Consider the following 13,576-nt stretch of genomic DNA (forward strand, 5'->3'; position numbering starts at 1 on the left):
TCATCGGCTGGCTATTTTTCGTTAATGGCGACAATATCTCTTCTCGGTTGATCTGGATCAGGCTTAATCGTATGGCGCTAAGTAAAAAAGGCGGTATAATCTCGCGATTTTTTTTACGACGGGCTCTCATGCCCGCCGCTCTGCGGGCCGCCGCAAGCGGTGTTTAAAAACGCGTTTAGCGTTTTTGTCCGCCCACTAGCCGATGGGGAGATAATGATGAAGATCGTCGAGGTGAAACACCCACTAGTCAAACATAAACTGGGTTTGATGCGTGAGAACGATATTAGCACTAAGCGTTTTCGTGAGCTGGCTTCCGAGGTAGGAAGTTTGCTGACTTATGAAGCGACGGCCGACTTGGCAACCGAAAAAGTCACCATTGATGGTTGGTGCGGTCCGGTTGAAGTCGATCAGATCAAAGGCAAGAAAATTACCGTCGTACCGATTCTGCGTGCAGGATTGGGGATGATGGACGGCGTGCTGGAAAATGTCCCTAGCGCGCGTATCAGCGTTGTCGGCATCTACCGTGATGAAGAAACGCTGGAGCCTGTTCCTTATTTCCAAAAGCTGGTTTCCAATATCGAAGAGCGCATGGCGCTGGTTGTTGACCCCATGCTGGCAACTGGTGGTTCAATGATTGCGACGATCGATCTGCTGAAAAAAGCAGGTTGTCACAGTATTAAGGTACTGGTGTTGGTCGCGGCGCCGGAAGGGATTGCCGCACTGGAGAAAGCCCACCCGGATGTCGAGCTTTACACGGCATCAATCGATAAAGGCCTCAACGAGCAGGGTTACATCATGCCGGGGCTGGGTGATGCGGGCGATAAAATATTTGGTACGAAATGACAGGTAAGCCGACTTGATAGTCGGCTTTTTTTTGGGCGCCAACCTACGTATTTCCTATGGTTCTCTACAGCCTGTATTACGTCACACGCGGTTCTTTATTACATCAGCAGTCAACATATTCTGCTTCACTACGGTGGGGCGGGGTGAGTCTGGCTGTTATAAGAAGTGCGGGTCTACCTGCACATATAAATAGCAACACTACAGAGGATATTGAAGATGACTCGTCGCGCCATCGGGGTGAGTGAACGACCCCCCTTGTTACAAACCATCCCGTTGAGTTTCCAGCATCTGTTCGCGATGTTTGGCGCTACCGTTCTGGTACCCATTCTGTTCAAGATCAACCCGGCAACCGTGCTGTTATTCAACGGTGTAGGTACGCTGCTTTATTTATTCATTTGTAAGGGAAAAATCCCGGCGTATTTGGGATCGAGCTTCGCGTTCATTTCTCCCGTTTTACTGCTGTTACCGCTGGGATATGAAGTCGCACTCGGTGGTTTCATCATGTGTGGCGTGTTGTTCTGTCTGGTAGCGCTGATTGTTAAGAAAGCGGGTACTGGCTGGCTAAATGTACTGTTTCCGCCTGCGGCGATGGGGGCGATTGTCGCTGTTATCGGCCTTGAGCTGGCAGGTGTCGCGGCAGGAATGGCTGGGCTGTTGCCTGCCGATGGCGCATCGGTCGATTCCACTGCGGTGACGATTTCACTGGCGACGCTGGCGATCACCATTCTGGGATCGGTGCTGTTTCGCGGTTTTCTGGCGATCATCCCGATTCTGATTGGGGTACTGGCTGGCTATGTGCTGTCATTTGCGTTTGGTGTGGTTGACTTGACCCCAATTCGTGAAGCGCACTGGTTCGCGATGCCGACATTCTATACGCCGCGTTTTGAGTGGTTTGCCATTCTGGCTATTCTGCCTGCGGCGCTGGTGGTGATTGCGGAACACGTGGGCCACTTGGTCGTGACGGCGAATATCGTGAAGAAAGATCTGATGCGCGATCCGGGGCTGCATCGCTCCCTGTTCGCCAACGGAATTTCTACCGTGCTGTCTGGTTTCTTCGGCTCTACACCGAATACGACCTACGGCGAAAACATCGGCGTGCTGGCTATTACCAAAGTGTACAGCACCTGGGTTATCGGCGGTGCGGCAATCCTCGCGATTCTACTTTCCTGCGTGGGCAAACTGGCCGCGGCGATTCAGGCTGTACCGGTTCCTGTCATGGGCGGCGTGTCGCTACTGCTGTACGGCGTGATCGGTGCGTCCGGTATTCGCGTGCTGATTGAATCCAAAGTGGATTACAACAAAGCGCAAAACCTGATCCTGACCTCCGTGATTCTGATCATCGGCGTCAGCGGCGCGAAAGTGCATCTTGGCTCGACCGAGCTGAAAGGCATGGCGCTGGCGACAGTGGTTGGTATCGGTATGAGTCTGGTGTTTAAGGTCATCAGCCTGTTCCGCAAAGAGGAAGAGATCCTCGATGCGCCCGAAGAGAACGACGCGCGTTCATAACCGCGTCATTCTCCCTGTTGAGGCCGTGCATATCGCGGCCTCAACAGGGCCAGGTTTCTGTGGTAAACTCGATCCGTTTTCCTGCCCGTTTTGCTTGAGGTGATTCTGAACACGCCGGCACAGCTTTCATTGCCACTCTATTTACCCGATGACGAAACATTTGCCAGTTTCTATCCGGGTGAAAACGCGTCTCTTCTTGCCGCCGTCAATAATGCTTTGTATCAGGAGCATGGTAGCTATATCTATTTCTGGTCACGCGAAGGGGGCGGGCGCAGTCACCTGCTGCATGCAGCCTGCGCTGAGCTGTCGCGTCAGGAACGCGCGGTGGGCTATGTGCCGTTAGATAAACGTGCCTACTTTGTGCCGGATGTGCTGGAAGGCATGGAACAGCTGGCACTGGTGTGTATCGACAACATCGAATCGATTGCAGGCGATGAAGCGTGGGAAATGGCGGTATTCAATCTGTATAACCGCATTCAGGAAACGGGACGAGCCCGGCTGTTAATTACCGGCGATCGTCCGCCGCGTCAGTTGAATTTACGTCTGCCCGACCTTGCTTCTCGTCTCGACTGGGGACAAATCTACAAGCTACAACCGTTGTCGGATGATGAAAAGGGTGAAGCGTTACAGCTGCGTGCCAGACTGCGCGGGTTCGAATTGCCGGAAGACGTGAGTCGTTTTCTGCTTAAGCGCTTGGATCGGGAAATGCGCACGTTATTTATGACGCTCGATCAGCTCGACCACGCTTCCATAACTGCACAGCGCAAGCTGACCATTCCCTTTGTGAAAGAGATCCTCGGGCTGTAGCTGGAATTATCGTTCACAGCACTCTTTCACAACTATCGTTCACAATTACAAAATCTCCAGTACCTGTTCTGGTGGACGACCAATGCGTGCCTGACCCTGTGCCACGACGATAGGACGCTCGATGAGCTTCGGGTTATCGACCATCGCCTGAATAAGCTGAGCTTCTGTCAGTGCGGCGTTGGACAACCCCAACTGCTGATAAATCTCTTCTTTGGTTCTCATCAACTCGCGCGCACTGCTAAAGCCCAACTGTTGGATAAGCTGATCCAGCGTCGCGGCATCGGGCGGCGTGTCGAGATAGAGCACGACGTCGGGGGTAATATTGTGCTCTTGCAGCAGCGCCAGCGTTTCACGGCTCTTGGAACAACGTGGGTTGTGGTAAATCGTCACGGATGCTTTGGTTGAAGGCTGTGTCATCGTCATGCTCCTTATCAGGATTTCTGGTACTGGCGGAAACGCTGCTGCAACTGACGGAGCTGGTCGATACGGGCGTCGTAGCGCGCCTGCTCCAGGCTCCCCAATTTGACCAGTGAACTCGCGTTGCTCAGTAACCGAATAGATTGATCGAGCTGACCGTTAAGCGCCAGACTTTCTGCGCGTGCAGCCAACTCTTCTGCGCGCTGTCCTTGGGCTGCTGCGGTTTGCGCCAGCAGATCCCAGCCGTTCGGATCGTCAGGGTGCGCATAGGTGTAGCGATACAATATTTTGCCGGCAGCAGCAGGCTGTTTCCCTTCAACATAGGCATTGGCCAGATTAAGCTGAAGTACTGGGTTAGCCTGCATTCCGGGCACGTTTTGTAAACGGGCGATAGCCTGCGCGGCACGATTTTGTCCCAGATCGATGTCGGTCATCATATCCAGAAACCACGGATTGTCTGGTGCGCTGCTTAGCAGCGGTTGCAGCACATTACGCGCTTCATCGTACTTCTTCGCCTGATAAAGCTGAATCGCACGGCCATATTTTGCGGCCAACTGTTCCCGTACGTTACCCTTTTCCCATTGCACCAGCAGATCGTCGTTTAGTGGGCGATCCGGTGAGCCATACATACCAAAGGTGCGTATTTTGGCGAACAAGAAATCCTGAGAAGACTGCACTGGTGTCGGGCGCATCTGGTTGGCGCGGTTACGAGCGTCAGACAGGCGACTTTCCGGCAATGGGTGAGTCAGCAACATTTCCGGTGGTCTTGAAGCATAACGCGATTGATCAGCCAGCTTTTGCAGGAAATTCGGCATGGCTTGCGGATCGAACCCTGCACGCTGCAGCACCTGAATCCCGATGCGGTCTGCTTCTTGTTCATTCGATTGCGTGAAGGTAATCATGCCTTGCTGCGCGCCAGCCAGCGTACCGCTGAGCGCTGCCATTCCTAACTGTGGATTGGCCATCGCCAGCAGGATGGAACCGAGTGCGCCGACCCAAGTGAGCGGAGCGCTGCGCTGCTGTGATTCCATGCTGCGCGCTAAATGCCGCTGGGTAACGTGAGAGATTTCATGCGCCAGCACGGAGGCCAGTTCGCTCTCGCTATCGGCATAGCGGAACAGTGCGGAATGCAGTACCACATTGCCGCCGAAGAAGGCGAAGGCGTTGATGTCGTCATTACGGATCAGATAAAAATGGAACGGCGTGCGCACGGAATCGGCCTGTTTGACCAATCTGTTACCGAGCTGATTAATGTAATTGGACAGCAGCGGGTCGTTGATAAGCGGCGCACCGGCTCGTAACTGACGGACGTAAAAGTCGCCCATTGCCAGCTCCTGATTGATACTAAGCGTACCGCCTGCGGTGGTGCCGATATCCGGCAGCCGATCCTGCGTGTCAGCCTGAGCAGGAAGCAGGTTGCCAGCCAGTAGCGTCCCAAGCAGGACGGACATGACCGTTTTTCTTAACCGAATAGACATAACGGAAGATAACCTTATCAACAGCTAACGTGAAAGCATTCTGCCGACTATCTTAGCCAGCGATGGCAGACAAAGAAATGCCCGAACGGGAAAAACGTGGTGAAGAGGGATAATGATAGGAAAAACCGGCACCTATTACGGTGCCGGTGGACGATCTGAAAACCGCGAATCAGGCGCTTTTCAGATAATCGAGAACGATGTCGTGGTGGTTGCTGGTTTTGAAGTCGTCAAAAACCTTCTCTACCTTGCCGTTTTCATCGATCAGGAAGCTGATGCGATGAATCCCGTCATAGGTTTTCCCCATGAACGTTTTTTCTCCCCAAACGCCAAATCCTTCTGAAACCTGATGATCTTCATCAGAAAGTAGCGTGAAATTTAAGACCTCTTTTTCGATAAAGCGGGACAATTTTTCTGATTTATCCGTGCTAATACCGAGAACTTCAACACCATGTTTTTTCAAATCATCCATGTTATCGCGCAGGCCGCAAGCCTGAACGGTGCATCCTGGCGTCATCGCTTTAGGGTAGAAATACACCAACACTTTCTGTCCCTGGAAGTCGGTTAAATTTACTTGTTCGCCATCCTGGTCGGGCAAGCTAAATTTCGGTGCAATATCACCGGCTTTCAGTGTGTTCATCACGACTCTCCGTCTTATTTCTCTTCATGCTGTGGATATACCCATAAATAGACTATCGGGCATAGTTAACGACGCTAATACTGCCTTGTGCGTGCAATTCTGTACATAGCTGATGAAAGGCTGGCTCAATAATTGAGCTATCAAGCGTTGCAGAACTGTGTGCGGCAATCTGAATATACAGCTGCGGCGGTTTGCCACCCTCGGCGGGCTGCGTTTTGGAAACCAGCTCGGCAATGTTTAACTGGTGAGAATCGAACAAATCGGTAAAGCGCTCAATGATGTGAGGGGAGTCGGCAACGTCGACCTTTACCCAAACGGTTGAAGGCGTTGGCTGACTAGCCTGTGACTCCGTCCGCTTCATCACGATCAGTAAATCCATCTCTGCGCCTTTCAGCGGCAGGGTAGATTCGATCAGCGTTATCGCATTCCAACTGCCGGACAGCAGCATAATAAACGTGAACTCTTTGCCCAGCATGGCAAGACGGCTATCTTCGATATTGCAGCCACAGCTACTGACGTGACGGGTAATCGCATTGACGATACCGGGGCGATCAACCCCCATCGCGGTAATAACCAGATAGTGTTCTTGTGAGCTTGGCAACATCATGCTTCCTGTCTTTTTTCCCATTAATACATGGTAAACATAAAAAATTGCTTGGAGCAATTTTTAACGCCGCTTGCGGCGGCCCGAAGGGCGGCGGGCAGGGATAGCCTGCCGTAAAAAAAACGGAGCAATTTTTAACGCCGTTTACGGCGGCCCGAAGGGTGGCGGGCAGGGATAGACCGCCATAAAAAACGGGAGCAATTTTTAGCTCGATTTACGCGGCCTATTTTCCCAAAACATCAGAAGCATTTTTAATTTCGTTTGCTGCGTCATAAAAAAACCTGCGTCAGACGCCTACAACGCCCTTGTCCGCTTGCTTTTGCATAGAGGTCAAAAGTACCATGAAGCACTTGTTTGTGGAGGGGATGGCCAATGTTTACGGGAAGTATTGTTGCGCTAGTTACGCCGATGGACGCCAAAGGCGCCGTTGACCGGGCGAGCTTGAAAAAACTGATTGATTATCATGTCGCTAGCGGTACATCGGCGATTGTCTCTGTCGGCACGACGGGTGAGTCTGCCACGCTGAGCCATGACGAACATGGCGATGTCGTGCTGCTGACGCTGGAACTGAGCGACGGACGTATTCCTGTTATCGCTGGAACGGGTGCTAATGCTACTGCCGAAGGCGTTTCTCTGACCAAACGGTTTCATGGCACGGGTGTTGTTGGCTGCCTGACGGTCACACCGTACTACAATAAACCGACGCAAGAAGGTCTATACCAGCACTTCAAAGCGATCGCCGAGCATACCGATCTGCCGCAAATCCTGTATAACGTACCTTCCCGTACTGGCTGCGACATGTTGCCGGAAACTGTTGCCCGTTTGTCCGAAGTGAAAAATATTGTCGCAATTAAAGAAGCGACGGGGAACTTAAGTCGGGTAAGTCAGATCCAAGAGCTGGTTAGTGAAGACTTCATTTTGCTGAGCGGCGATGACGCCAGCGGTCTGGATTTTATGCAACTCGGCGGTAAAGGTGTGATTTCCGTGACAGCGAATATCGCTGCGCGTGAAATGGCTGAACTTTGCAGGCTGGCGGCGCAGGGCAATTTTGTCGAAGCGCGCCGTTTAAATCAGCGCCTGATGCCACTGCATCAGAAATTATTTGTTGAACCCAATCCTATCCCAGTGAAATGGGCTTGTAAGGAATTGGGACTCATGGCGACCGATACGCTGCGCCTGCCGATGACACCGTTGACTGATTCCGGTCGTACGGTGATGGGGCAAGCACTTAAGCAAGCGGGTTTGCTGTAATCGTTAGGGAGATTTAATGAGTTATTCATTACAAAAGTCGATGGTGGCGAAAGTCGTTGGCTTATCACTCGTGATGTTGCTTGCGGCTTGTTCCAGCGATCAGCGCTATAAGCGTCAGGTCAGTGGCGATGAATCCTATCTAAAGGCACCAGCGCAACATGTGCTGAATACGCCTGCCGGGATGATTTTACCGGTGCAGAACGGGGATTTTGATATACCGCCAGTTACCCTGAATGGTGCAGTTGGCAAAGAGCTGGATATTCGTCCTCCAGTGCAGCCATTGGCTTTGTTGAATGGTTCCCGTACCCAAACCTCAGGTGATACGGCAACGCTGTTGTTAGAAAACAGTGCGCAAAACAGCCAGATCTGGTCTCAGGTTATCCGCGTGCTGCAAGACAACGCGTTTACCATTGCCAACCGTCAGGATGCCAGCCAAACGCTGACGACCGACTGGATCTCATGGCCGCGTGAAGATGAAAACGTTCCGTATCAGGGCCGTTATCAGATTTCTGTGCAACAGCAGGGTTACCAGGTTGCTCTAATCGTGAAACTGCTGGGCTTACAACTGAACGGTCAGCCAGTGACGACGAGCGATCAGACGCAGCGCTACGCTGGCCTGATGCTGAATGTCCTCAGTAATGGTCTGGACTCTCAGGCAACGGCACGCGAAAATGCGCTGGCAAACCGCACCATTGGTTCGCTGGACGTGCAGAGCGGTGCGGATGACACTGGTCTGCCGCTGCTGATTGTGCGCGGTCCGTACACTGTTGTGTGGGATCGTCTGCCTGTCGCGTTGGACAAAATCGGCATGAAGGTTAACGATCGCAGCCGTCCGCAGGGTTCTGTTTCTGTGACGTATCGAGCACCAAGCGGCGGAACCTGGGATGATCTGGGCGCGAAAAACCCTGAACTGCCTAACGGCGATTACAAATTGCAGGTCGGCGATTTAGATAACCGCAGCAGTCTGCAATTTATCGATTCCAAGGGGCATACGCTAACCCAGTCGCAGAACGATGCACTGGTGGCCGTATTCCAGGCGGCGTTCAGTAAATAACGCATAAAACAAGGGTCGGATTATCCGGCCCTTCTTCATTCAACAATATCTACCCGAATTGGCGGGCGCTATCGGCAAGCGTTCGGGGAAGCGTTAAATATCGGGTCGTATTTTTTGACCCTCACTGTGTGGAGTAATTAAAGATGCAAAAGCTAGCTGAGCTGTATCGTGGAAAGGCGAAAACCGTCTACACCACCGAAGATCCCGATCTACTGGTGCTGGAATTTCGCAATGATACATCAGCAGGAGACGGTGCGCGCATTGAGCAGTTTGACCGTAAAGGGATGGTGAATAACAAGTTCAACCATTTCATCATGAGCAAACTGGAAGAAGCCGGAATCCCAACCCAAATGGTGAGCCTGCTGTCTGACAATGAAGTGCTGGTGAAAAAACTGGAGATGGTGCCGGTCGAGTGTGTCGTGCGCAACCGCGCGGCGGGATCGCTGGTAAAACGTCTGGGTATCGAAGAAGGTATCGAGCTGAATCCGCCGTTGTTCGATCTGTTCCTGAAAAATGATGCCATGCATGACCCGATGGTGAACGAATCTTACTGCAAGACGTTCGGTTGGGTGAGCGAAGAGAATCTGGCCCGCATGAAGGAACTGAGCTACAAAGCGAACGATGTGCTGAGCAAACTGTTTGGCGACGCCGGGCTGATTCTGGTCGACTTCAAGCTGGAGTTTGGTCTGTTCAACGGTGAAGTGGTGCTGGGCGATGAGTTTTCACCAGACGGTAGCCGCCTGTGGGACAAAGAAACGCTGAACAAAATGGATAAAGACCGTTTTCGTCAGAGCCTCGGTGGCTTGATTGAAGCGTATGAAGAAGTTGCGCACCGTATCGGCGTAAAATTAGACTAACTGCGCAATCGTTTACGTTCAGGCCGCCAGTCGGCAATAGGCTGGCGACCTGAATGTTTTAACTATTTTCCTTTCAGAAAACGCCCTTTTATTCCTCATCTTTGCCTGCGTGATTTGCTGGTCTGCCCCTTATCTCGATTAATGTTATCATCGCGGTTTGCTTAACGCGCAACCTGACTACTTTCGACAGACTCGAATCCATGGCTTACATCGATCCAACATTGTTAATTCTGCTCGTCCTGGCGGGGCTGGGTATCATCAGCCACAACATGACCGTCACACTGGCGATTCTGGTGCTGCTGGCGATACGTATCACACCCTTAAACAGCTATTTCCCGTGGGTAGAAAAATACGGTCTGAGCATCGGTATCGTCGTTCTGACGATTGGCGTGATGGCACCGATTGCCAGCGGAAAAATTACCGCCAGTGAAGTGATGCATTCCTTCCTGCATTGGAAATCCCTGCTGGCGATTCTGATTGGTGTCGCCGTGTCCTGGCTTGGCGGACGTGGTGTGTCGCTAATGAGCAATCAACCCTCCGTTGTGGCGGGGCTGCTGGTGGGAACGGTCATGGGCGTGGCGCTGTTTCGCGGTGTGCCAGTCGGGCCGTTGATCGCCGCAGGGCTACTTTCTCTGCTGATTGGCAAGACCTGACTGAGCTGGCGCGTGTGATGATATTGCGTGATTTTCTCCACAGCCAACAACAGCAGCAACGCTATGGTATCCGACGATTGCTGGTGCTGAGCGGTGAGTCGAGCTGGTGTGAAGAGCAGGCGATGGTGCTTAGCAGCCAGTCAGCTGGCGACTGGCTGTGGGTTAGCGAACACGCACCTGACTCCGTCGCCTCGTTGCCAGCCAGTCGTGTTCGGACGCTGCTAGGGCGAGAGTTTCATCACGCGGTGTTTGATGCGCGCAGCGGCGTGGATGTCGAGGCGCTGGCGATGCTGTCCGGCACGCTACGGGCCGGGAGCTGGCTGATTATGCTGGTTCCGTCGTGGCAAGTGTGGTCGACGCTGCCGGATGAAGACAGCCTACGCTGGAGCGAGCACGCACAGCCGATTGCTACTCCGCACTTTATTCAGCATTTTCAGCGGCAGTTGCTGGCCGATGACGATGTGGTTCTCTGGCAACAAGGTCAGCCGTTGGTGATTCAGCCACTGGCTGTAAGATCCGACTGGCAGCCTGCGCAGGGCGAACCGACTGCGCGACAGCAGCAGATCCTGCATGAACTGAGTGCCGCAGAATCTGGCGTATTTGTGATTACCGCACCTCGCGGGCGGGGAAAATCGACGCTGGCTGGAATGCTGACGCAGCGTAGTCGTGGAACCTGTTGGATCACTGCACCTTCCCGTTCGGCGACGGATATTCTGCAACAGTACGCGCGCAGCGATGCGCCATTCTGGGCACCGGATGCGTTGTTGGCATACTGCCGCCTTCATGGTGCACCTGATGTTGATTGGCTGCTGATTGATGAGGTTGCTGCGATTCCGTCTTCTGTATTGACTGCGCTGTTGCCCTATTTTCCCCGTATTTTAATGACCACGACGGTGCAGGGGTATGAAGGCACGGGACGGGGTTTTCTGCTTAAGTTTTGTGCGGCATTGCCGCAGTGTCGCGTATTTTCACTGGACGATCCTCTGCGCTGGGCCGCTAATGACCCGCTGGAACGCGTGTTGGATCAGGCGCTGCTGTTCAACGAACCTGCCTCTCTTCATTTTCCGCTGAATCCCACTGATGGCGCACTGACTCTGCCCTCTGCCAAACTGGATATTCGAACCGAATGTGCCGACGACTGGCTGACACATCCCGAACGCCTGACGTGGTGCTATGCGCTATTGTGCAGCGCACATTACCGTACCTCGCCGCTGGATTTACGCCGTCTGATGGATGCACTGGGCATGCATATTGTCAGTGCACAGGTGGCGGGTGATATTCGTGGCGTGTTGTGGCTGGTGGAGGAAGGCGGGCTGTCTGATTCACTGGCTCATGACGTTTGGGCTGGCAGGAGGCGACCGCGCGGTAATTTGGTGGCGCAATCGCTGGCGGCGCATGCTGGCCTGTGGAATGCGCCGACGCTGCACGCGCGTCGCGTAAGCCGGATTGCGGTTGCCTCGTCATCTCGCCGACAGGGAATAGGGCGAGCATTAATCGCAGATCAGACTCGTGAGGCACAAAAGCAGGCGCTGGATTATCTGTCGGTTAGCTTCGGCTATCAGCCAGATCTGTGGGCGTTCTGGCAATCGTGTGGGTTTCAATTGGTGCGTATCGGCAGTCATCTTGAGGCCAGCAGCGGCTGCTATAGCGCGATGGCGGTACTGCCGCTGAGTGAGGCCGGGCATAAACTGGCGCAGCAGGGAAGCCAGCAATTGGCGCGCGACTGGCACTGGCTACAACGCATGATTCCGCTGAGCCTCGCGCTGCCACAGACGGAAAATACGGATCTGGGTACAGAGAATATTGAACTGAATGACGACGACTGGCGTGAGCTGGTGGGATTTGCGTTTGCGCATCGGCCTATGGAGGCGAGCTTCGCTGCGATCTGTCGTCTGCTGATTCACACCTCGTTGCCGCTGCCTGCGCTACGTCTGTTGGCGGAAACACCGGGTGAAGGCGAACAGACGGCTGCTACGTTAGGGCTAACGGGCAAGAAAGCGCTCCTGAAACGCTGGCGAGAAGAAACCGCCAATGCGCTAATCGATCTCGATGCGCAACGCGGTGAGCGCTGGCGGCTGTGGGTGCTTCCTGACGATGCAGCGGAGGATGCGCTTCATCCCTGAAACGCATCGTTATGGATAGGCAGACTACGGTATCAGTTCAACTGTGATTTGAAGGCGGGCGCACGACGAAGTAATTCCCACAGCGTTTCCTGCAAGGGGATTTTCTGCGCTTCTGACAGCTGCGAGTAGCGCTGATAAAATGCATCCTCTTTCGCGGAAAAATCCGGGTTTTCCTGAAGCCATTGTTCACGTAGCGCGGTAATTTGCTCATCCGTTAGCTTTTTGCTCGGCGTGGCGTCTTCCTGTGCCTGAAACCAGCGGAAGCGCTTATCTGGCGTTGCGCGTTCTTCTCTGCTCCATCCGTCTTTAATTTGCAGGATCTGCGCCAGCGCGAAGCCAAGAGTGGTACTGATGCTGCGCCAGCTATCAGCGTCGGACGCGGCAGGCGGCGGCGATAGGCTGGCGAGTATTGTGGCAATATTCTTTTCCAGGCCCAGTTCGGTAGCCGCTTTTTCTTCCCAGCTTATTGCCTGCTGATGCAGTGCCGTCCATTCGCTTTCTGCCACGGCTTCACCCGCTAACAGCCGTGAAATTGCCTGAACCCACTGCTGACGCAAGCCGTCTACGGTTTCATCTACCAGCCAGTCAGACCACGGATTTCCTTCGTGACTTAACCAGTGGTGCAGCCATTGCAGCGCAACGCCATCTACCGTTTTTCCCGGAGCGAGAGCCGCAAAGAGGGCATCAACCTGTTCTGGTGTGGTGCTCGGCAGTTTTTCCAGCAGCAGGCCGAGCGAGGCCGGTAATCCGGTGATGCGTTCAAAGATGCGAATGTCTGCATTGTGCGCTAGCGCAGCAGAGACTGAGCCTTTGTTGTCCTGCCAGTAGGGGGAAAATGCGTGTTCGATATTACCGTCCGCCGCATGCTGACGTAGCCGCTGGTGGAGGAATGTGTGCAACGAAGCATCACCATAGAACGTGCTCCACGTAACGTGAGTGTCTGCCAGCGGCTGTGCGGTGTTCTGTATCGCAATCTCGTGCGATTCCAGCCAGCCGCGTAGCTGCGCCAGCGTTTTCACACCGATCTGCCGTGAAATCTCCTGCCCATTTTTAAACAGCAGCAGCGTAGGAATACCTCGTACCCCAAAACGCTGCATGAATGCCGGATATTGCTCCACATCCAACTTGGCGACGGTTAGGTTGTCTGGCGTGTTATCGGCAATCGTGTTTAGCAGAGGAGCTAGCGTTTTGCACGGCTGGCACCAGGGTGCCCACAGGTCGAGCAAAATGGGCTTGTCACTGTTATTGAGCAACGTATCCAGCGAGGTGTCGCTGGCAGTAATGATGGCGTCTGACATGGTGTCTCCGTTCAGAGAAAATAGTGAGTAAGTTGAGTAGGGGGCAGT

13 protein-coding genes are annotated in these 13,576 nt (G+C 53.5%); 8 read left to right on the plus strand and 5 right to left on the minus strand.

Going from position 1 to position 13,576, the window contains the following annotated elements:
• The first annotated feature begins 216 nt into the window (after positions 1 to 216).
• From DCX48_19910 to hda, 3 genes are all read left to right on the plus strand, one after another.
• A complete protein-coding gene (locus DCX48_19910) occupies positions 217 to 843 on the plus strand; it encodes a uracil phosphoribosyltransferase (protein QXE17325.1) in 627 nt (208 codons plus the stop codon).
• Positions 844 to 1,059: 216 nt separating this feature from the next.
• Positions 1,060 to 2,349 (plus strand): uracil permease, encoded by a 1,290-nt coding sequence (locus DCX48_19915; GenBank protein QXE16579.1) that lies wholly within the window; start codon positions 1,060 to 1,062, stop codon positions 2,347 to 2,349.
• A gap of 99 nt (positions 2,350 to 2,448) precedes the next feature.
• Positions 2,449 to 3,156: a DnaA inactivator Hda gene (hda, locus tag DCX48_19920; GenBank protein QXE16580.1), complete on the plus strand. Its 708-nt coding sequence runs from the start codon at positions 2,449 to 2,451 to the stop codon at positions 3,154 to 3,156.
• Between the two features lie 45 nt (positions 3,157 to 3,201).
• Here the strand turns inward: hda and arsC are convergent, their stop codons facing one another.
• The 4 genes from arsC to DCX48_19940 all read right to left on the minus strand — a co-directional run bounded on the left by arsC (position 3,202) and on the right by DCX48_19940 (position 6,289).
• The gene (gene arsC, locus DCX48_19925) at positions 3,202 to 3,573 is read right to left on the minus strand and encodes an arsenate reductase (glutaredoxin) (protein QXE16581.1); all 372 of its coding nucleotides are present in this window, start codon (positions 3,571 to 3,573) and stop codon (positions 3,202 to 3,204) included.
• Between the two features lie 14 nt (positions 3,574 to 3,587).
• A complete protein-coding gene (locus tag DCX48_19930) occupies positions 3,588 to 5,051 on the minus strand; it encodes a M48 family peptidase (GenBank protein QXE16582.1) in 1,464 nt (487 codons plus the stop codon).
• 169 nt (positions 5,052 to 5,220) lie between these two features.
• A complete protein-coding gene (locus DCX48_19935; protein QXE16583.1) occupies positions 5,221 to 5,688 on the minus strand; it encodes a thioredoxin-dependent thiol peroxidase in 468 nt (155 codons plus the stop codon).
• Positions 5,689 to 5,740: 52 nt separating this feature from the next.
• Positions 5,741 to 6,289: a glycine cleavage system transcriptional repressor gene (locus DCX48_19940; GenBank protein QXE17326.1), complete on the minus strand. Its 549-nt coding sequence runs from the start codon at positions 6,287 to 6,289 to the stop codon at positions 5,741 to 5,743.
• 375 nt (positions 6,290 to 6,664) lie between these two features.
• Between DCX48_19940 and DCX48_19945 the strand changes: the two genes are divergently transcribed.
• The 5 genes from DCX48_19945 (at position 6,665) to DCX48_19965 (ending at position 12,230) form a co-directional block, all read left to right on the plus strand.
• On the plus strand, positions 6,665 to 7,543 hold the full coding sequence (locus tag DCX48_19945; protein QXE16584.1) for a 4-hydroxy-tetrahydrodipicolinate synthase: 879 nt from the start codon (positions 6,665 to 6,667) through the stop codon (positions 7,541 to 7,543).
• Positions 7,544 to 7,559: 16 nt separating this feature from the next.
• Positions 7,560 to 8,597 carry an outer membrane protein assembly factor BamC gene (gene bamC / locus DCX48_19950; protein QXE16585.1) on the plus strand — a complete coding sequence of 346 codons (1,038 nt, stop codon included), beginning with the start codon at positions 7,560 to 7,562 and terminating at the stop codon, positions 8,595 to 8,597.
• A 143-nt stretch (positions 8,598 to 8,740) separates the two neighbouring features.
• Positions 8,741 to 9,454 carry a phosphoribosylaminoimidazolesuccinocarboxamide synthase gene (locus DCX48_19955; protein QXE16586.1) on the plus strand — a complete coding sequence of 238 codons (714 nt, stop codon included), beginning with the start codon at positions 8,741 to 8,743 and terminating at the stop codon, positions 9,452 to 9,454.
• A 200-nt stretch (positions 9,455 to 9,654) separates the two neighbouring features.
• Positions 9,655 to 10,107, plus strand: coding sequence for a DUF441 domain-containing protein (locus DCX48_19960; GenBank protein ID QXE16587.1), 453 nt, complete (start codon positions 9,655 to 9,657; stop codon positions 10,105 to 10,107).
• A 17-nt stretch (positions 10,108 to 10,124) separates the two neighbouring features.
• Positions 10,125 to 12,230 (plus strand): tRNA(Met) cytidine acetyltransferase, encoded by a 2,106-nt coding sequence (locus DCX48_19965; GenBank protein QXE16588.1) that lies wholly within the window; start codon positions 10,125 to 10,127, stop codon positions 12,228 to 12,230.
• Positions 12,231 to 12,262: 32 nt separating this feature from the next.
• On the opposite strand, the gene trxA is transcribed toward DCX48_19965, so the two are convergent.
• A complete protein-coding gene (gene trxA / locus DCX48_19970) occupies positions 12,263 to 13,528 on the minus strand; it encodes a thioredoxin (GenBank protein QXE16589.1) in 1,266 nt (421 codons plus the stop codon).
• Positions 13,529 to 13,576: the final 48 nt, after the last annotated feature.

The organism is Pectobacterium atrosepticum (genome assembly GCA_019056595.1).
Lineage (GTDB): Bacteria > Pseudomonadota > Gammaproteobacteria > Enterobacterales > Enterobacteriaceae > Pectobacterium > Pectobacterium atrosepticum.

Excerpts from the sequence above, each read along its gene's own strand:
- DCX48_19955 (QXE16586.1), top strand. The coding sequence starts at position 8,741 with ATGCAAAAGCTAGCTGAGCTGTATCGTGGAAAGGCGAAAACCGTCTAC.
- DCX48_19930 (QXE16582.1), bottom strand. The coding sequence starts at position 5,051 with ATGTCTATTCGGTTAAGAAAAACGGTCATGTCCGTCCTGCTTGGGACG.
- arsC (QXE16581.1), bottom strand. The coding sequence starts at position 3,573 with ATGACACAGCCTTCAACCAAAGCATCCGTGACGATTTACCACAACCCA.
- DCX48_19910 (QXE17325.1), top strand. The coding sequence starts at position 217 with ATGAAGATCGTCGAGGTGAAACACCCACTAGTCAAACATAAACTGGGT.
- DCX48_19935 (QXE16583.1), bottom strand. The coding sequence starts at position 5,688 with ATGAACACACTGAAAGCCGGTGATATTGCACCGAAATTTAGCTTGCCC.
- DCX48_19960 (QXE16587.1), top strand. The coding sequence starts at position 9,655 with ATGGCTTACATCGATCCAACATTGTTAATTCTGCTCGTCCTGGCGGGG.
- bamC (QXE16585.1), top strand. The coding sequence starts at position 7,560 with ATGAGTTATTCATTACAAAAGTCGATGGTGGCGAAAGTCGTTGGCTTA.
- DCX48_19945 (QXE16584.1), top strand. The coding sequence starts at position 6,665 with ATGTTTACGGGAAGTATTGTTGCGCTAGTTACGCCGATGGACGCCAAA.
- DCX48_19915 (QXE16579.1), top strand. The coding sequence starts at position 1,060 with ATGACTCGTCGCGCCATCGGGGTGAGTGAACGACCCCCCTTGTTACAA.
- trxA (QXE16589.1), bottom strand. The coding sequence starts at position 13,528 with ATGTCAGACGCCATCATTACTGCCAGCGACACCTCGCTGGATACGTTG.
- DCX48_19965 (QXE16588.1), top strand. The coding sequence starts at position 10,125 with ATGATATTGCGTGATTTTCTCCACAGCCAACAACAGCAGCAACGCTAT.